We start from the raw sequence: 4,451 nt of genomic DNA, 5'->3' as shown, positions 1-4,451 counted from the left end.
GTCCAGGGTCCAGGGGTGCTCGGGGGAGCGGTGCACCGCCGCGAGGGCGGCCCCGACGTGCTCGTCCCGCAGGGCCGCCAACCACCCCTGCGCCCCGGCCTGGCCGGAGTCGAGCCAGGCCCGCAGCACCTGGACCGCGAGCACGTCGGCGAGCCGGGTCAGGACGGTCTCCCCGCCGGGGCGGTCGGCCGAGGCCTCGCGCGCGATCAGTCGCATGGTGCTGTGCACCCAGCCCAGGTCGTCGTCGGTCCACACGTCGACCACGAGGGAAGGGGGCAGCTCGGCGAGGAGCCGTCCGGCCGCCACGTGGTCCAGACGCAGCACGCTGCAGGTCGCCAGGGTGGGCTCGCCCCCGCCACCGTGCCGCAGCACCTCGTACCGGTCGCTCAGGGTCTCGACGGGGATGTCGAACAGGGGGGTCGCGCGCGCCGAGGGGGCGCTGGTCAGGCGGTGCGGGACCCCGGGGGCCACGAGGGCCACGGTGCCCTGGTCGAGGGCCCGGGGCGGGGCGCCGTCGACCGTGAGCCAGGCCCTCCCCGAGGTCACCACGTGCAGGAAGAGCAGGTCGTCGACCGGCGGCAGGTCGATGCCCCACGGGGCGGTGAGCTCCGAGCGGCAGTACAGGGCGCCGTCGAGCCGCAGCAGGTGCAGGGCCTCGCCGACGGGGTCGGGGCGGGACGCCGGGAAGGGACGCGCGGTGGTGCGGGGTGCGGGGCTGCTCACGGGACGAGCCTCGCAGCGTCCGAGGGGTGCGTCCAGGGTCGGCGGACGATCGGCACAAGAGTGCGGACTCACGGGCATGGATCGTGCGAGGGCGGCGGGTGAGGCTGGAGCCCTCACCGAGACCAAGGAGCAGATCATGACCAGCACCACCTCGCAGACCGGCAGCACCCGTACCCCGTCGCGCCCGAAGACGCCCGGCCCCGTCCACGTCCTCGGCGCGACCGGCAAGACCGGCCACCGCGTCATGAGCAGGCTCGAGCAGGCGGGGGTCCCGGTCGCCGGTCGGTCGCGCCGCTCGACCCCGCCCTTCGACTGGCAGGACCGCAGCACCTGGGCCGCGGCCATCGAGGGGGCTACGGCCCTCTACGTCACCTACGTGCCCGACCTCGCCGTCGACGGCGCCCCCGAGGACGTCGCCGAGCTCGTCTCCCTGGCGCGGGCGGCCGGTGTCGAGCACCTGGTGCTCCTCTCGGGTCGGGGCGAGGTCAACGCCCGCCGGGCCGAGCTCGTCGTCGAGGAGTCAGGGCTCGAGTGGACGGTCGTGCGCGCCTCGTGGTTCATGCAGAACTTCAGCGAGGGAGCCCTGCGTGACGGCGTGCTCGCCGGCATGGTCGCCCTGCCGGCCGGGCACGTCCCTGAGCCCTTCGTCGACCTCGACGACGTCGCGGACGTGGTCGTCGCCGCCCTCACCGACCCGGCCCTGCGCGGTCGGGTCCACGAGGTGACGGGGCCGCAGGCCCTCACCTTCACCGAGGTGGCGGAGGTGATCGCGACGGCGACCGGACGTGAGGTCGGCTACCTGGCGATGGACCCCGAGGAGTTCCGTGCGGTCCTCACCGCCGAGGCCGGCGCGCACTATGCCGACATGCTCACCGACCTGTGCCTGGAGGTCTTCGACGGGCGCAACGTCCGCCCGGTCGACGGCGTGCAGGCGGCCCTCGGGCGACCGGCCCGCAGCGTCGCGGAGTTCGCGCGGGACGCGGCCGCGGCGGGCGCCTGGGGGTGAGATCGAGGCCGCCAGGCACGCTCGATTGGGAGCGCACGCACCTGACCAGGTAGCCTCTCTGGCGAGGTAGCGTGTCCGAGCGGCCTAAGGAGCACGCCTCGAAAGCGTGTGTGGGTGAAAGTCCACCGTGGGTTCAAATCCCACCGCTACCGCCACGGGGGTCCTGACGGAACTCAGGCCCTTGAAGTGACAGAACCCCCCGCAGGGGGCCCGGAAGGGCTTCGAGCGGGGGGTTCTGTCGTGTGAGGCCCGGCCGCGAGCACGGCGATGCACCGCCGTCAGCAGACGGCCGTCACTGGACGCGGAAGTCGGCGGCGTCCGGCTGGCGGAGGCCGTACTTCTCCCGGAGGAAGTTGCCGGTGGTGCTCAGCTCGGCCGTCAGGCGACGGTGGCGGCTCGCGTCGAGGGCGTCGGCCTGGGCCGAGAGGATGCGCAGCTGCTCGGTCAGCTCCTCGTCGGGGGTGCGCCCGTTCGGCTGGCGCTCCTGCACGCTGCTCGGCGCGATCGCCAGGTAGTGCTTCAGGACGCTCGGCAGGTACCGCCGGGCCATGGCGTCCAGCTCGTACTCGAACCGCGGGTCCGTGGTCGGCTCGTGCTGCTCGGCTGCGATCACGGTTTCCAGCACCTGGCAGGTGTGCAGCACGGTGTGGTGAGCATCCCCCGGCAGGCGGTGCCTGTTCCGGTCGGCGTGCATGCGGACCCAGGCGACCGCCGAGGGCAGGTGCTCAGACCCCTCCACGGCGGTGGCGCGCTGCGCGCGGGCCGGCTCGACGTCGGTGGAGGTCGTGGCCCGGCCGCGCTTCCACCACCGGCGACGTGCCGGCAGCCACAGGTCCCGCAGGTGCCACGAGCGGACGCCCGAGGCGATCATGGCCGTCACCGCGAGCAGGGCGGGCGGCCCCCAGAAGTCCAGCACGAACACCGCCGTGGAGAAGGCCCCGGCGTAGAGCAGGCCCTCGAGCGTCGTCCTGAGGTTCTTCCGCACCGCACCGATGACGAGCACCAGGTAGGCGAGCAGGGGGAAGAAGACGACGACGGCCGTCACCTTGACGACGTTGCCGAGCGTCAGCCGCGACATGGTCAGCGCCCCCCGGGGTCTGCTGTGGCGGCGTCGGACGCGTGGCTGCGTTCCAGGTGCAGCCGGGCGCGGCTCACCTGGCCCTCGAGGGCCGTCGCTGTCAGCTTCATGGTCCGTGTGGCCTCGGCCTTGTACCGGTCGATCTCGTCCATCGCCTCGAACACGGTGTCGAACGCCTGCTGCAGCTTCTCGGTGTCCACGGTGGCCTGGGACGCCTGCTGCTGGATGGCGGTGCCCTGCGCCCGCAGCAGCTCGGAGGTGCCCAGGATCATGTCCGACGTCGTCGCGTTCAGCGCGTCGACCTGGGTGAGCACGATCCGTTGCTGACCCAGCGCCTGGGAGGTGATGACGGCGACGCGCAGCGCGGCCATCGTGGTGTCCAGGGCGCGGTCCACGCCCTTGATGAGCTCGGCGTTGTTCTTCTTCACGACGTCGAGCGCCAGGTAGCCCTGGACCGCGACCGCCATCTGGGTCATGAGGTCCTGGTGACGCTGGCGCAGGGAGAACAGGGCGTCCGACTCGAGGGCGGCGGCGTCCTCGCTCTTGCCCTCGGTGCGCAGGGCGGCGATGCGCTGCTCGAGGCCGTCGCCCAGGTGGCGGGCGAGCACGGCCACGTCGGCCAGCTCGCTCAGCGCCTGCCACAGGGCGTCGCGCTCGGTCTGGATGGCGGCGTTGTCCTGCCGCAGCTCGTCCTGACCGCCCTGGAGCGTCTTGGTGATGGCGTTGAGCTGCTCCTGGGCGGCCTCGTACTTCTGGAAGTACCGCTGCACCCTGCTGCCGCCCGGCAGGAACTTGAAGGTGCGCCTGGCGCCGGTGAGGTCGTGCCGCTGGGGGTCCAGCTCGGAGACGATCTGCCGGAGCTCCGCCAGGGTCGTGCCCGTGCGCGCAGCAGGGTCGGTGCCGTTGGCGGACAGAGCCGCTGCCGGCCGCTGGAGCATCCGGTTGGTGGAGTCACCGGCCTGCTGCATCACCCCTTCCCCCAGCCGGGTGAGGCGGGCGAGCTTGGCCTGGAACTCCGGGCTGTGCAGCGGGGTGCCGAGCAGGTCGTCGAGGGAGGACTGCGCCGTCTCGGCGTGCTTCTGCTGCGTCTCAGCGTCCACGAGCACCATGCCGCCGACCTTCTCCGGCTGGTGAACGGTGACCTCGGTCGTGGGTGACGGCGGTTCGAGCTCGAACGAGTCCTCGGGCTCCGGTGACTCGTCCCGGTCAAGGCCGCGCGGGTGTGACATGTGCCCTCCTCGAGGACTCGGGTTTAGTTCGATTCTCCCTCAGACCCGTCCGGGATGGTGCTGCTGATGGCGGGACGTTCTCCCCCCTGGACGGGGTCGAGCGTCGGCTCACCCTGACGGGCGCGCAGGCACTGCTGGAACGCGACGTCCTCGCGGCTGAGCCGCTCCCACTCCGCGAGCTGGTTCGCGGCCTCGGCGTCGGAGTGGCCCAGCTCCGTCATCTCCTCGGGGGAGACCAGGATGGAGTTGTGGGCGCCCTCGGTGTCGGAGGCGAGGCCCTCGTCGACCCGTGCCGCGACGGTCGGGTCGGCGCACGGGTCCGGCTGGCTCTCACCGGCCGCCTGGCCGGTCGGGCTCGCGCCGGGCGCCGCGCCGGGCGCCGCGTCGGACGCCGGCGCGCCGGGGTCTGGCTCCT

The 4,451-nt window shown here is 72.9% G+C and carries 5 protein-coding genes and 1 tRNA gene; 2 read left to right on the top strand and 4 right to left on the bottom strand.

Features of this window, described 5'->3' with window-relative positions; genetic code table 11:
- Positions 1-723: cupin domain-containing protein (locus tag L0B03_RS14340; protein ID WP_250446954.1), on the bottom strand; the 723-nt coding region annotated here is incomplete at its 3' end.
- Positions 724-859: 136 nt separating this feature from the next.
- Between L0B03_RS14340 and L0B03_RS14335 the strand changes: the two genes are divergently transcribed.
- Together L0B03_RS14335 and L0B03_RS14330 are read left to right on the top strand one after the other, a co-directional pair.
- Positions 860-1,729, top strand: coding sequence for an NAD(P)H-binding protein (locus L0B03_RS14335; protein WP_250446952.1), 870 nt, complete (start codon positions 860-862; stop codon positions 1,727-1,729).
- A gap of 65 nt (positions 1,730-1,794) precedes the next feature.
- A tRNA-Ser gene (locus L0B03_RS14330) sits at positions 1,795-1,884 on the top strand.
- A 137-nt stretch (positions 1,885-2,021) separates the two neighbouring features.
- On the opposite strand, the gene L0B03_RS14325 is transcribed toward L0B03_RS14330, so the two are convergent.
- The 3 genes from L0B03_RS14325 to L0B03_RS14315 form a co-directional block, all read right to left on the bottom strand.
- On the bottom strand, positions 2,022-2,807 hold the full coding sequence (locus tag L0B03_RS14325; RefSeq protein WP_250446951.1) for a hypothetical protein: 786 nt from the start codon (positions 2,805-2,807) through the stop codon (positions 2,022-2,024).
- Between the two features lie 2 nt (positions 2,808-2,809).
- Positions 2,810-4,036 (bottom strand): toxic anion resistance protein, encoded by a 1,227-nt coding sequence (locus tag L0B03_RS14320; RefSeq protein ID WP_250446949.1) that lies wholly within the window; start codon positions 4,034-4,036, stop codon positions 2,810-2,812.
- Between the two features lie 23 nt (positions 4,037-4,059).
- Positions 4,060-4,451 (bottom strand): hypothetical protein (locus tag L0B03_RS14315; RefSeq protein ID WP_250446947.1); only part of this gene is annotated, 392 nt, incomplete at its 5' end.

Source organism: Actinotalea sp. C106 (genome assembly GCF_023630195.1).
GTDB lineage: Bacteria > Actinomycetota > Actinomycetes > Actinomycetales > Cellulomonadaceae > Actinotalea.
Note: the sequence above shows the minus strand (reverse complement) of the source record. Positions and strands in the feature narration are given on the sequence as shown.

Coding starts and splice junctions, on each gene's coding strand:
- L0B03_RS14335 (WP_250446952.1), top strand. CDS start 860: ATGACCAGCACCACCTCGCAGACCGGCAGCACCCGTACCCCGTCGCGC.
- L0B03_RS14325 (WP_250446951.1), bottom strand. CDS start 2,807: ATGTCGCGGCTGACGCTCGGCAACGTCGTCAAGGTGACGGCCGTCGTC.
- L0B03_RS14320 (WP_250446949.1), bottom strand. CDS start 4,036: ATGTCACACCCGCGCGGCCTTGACCGGGACGAGTCACCGGAGCCCGAG.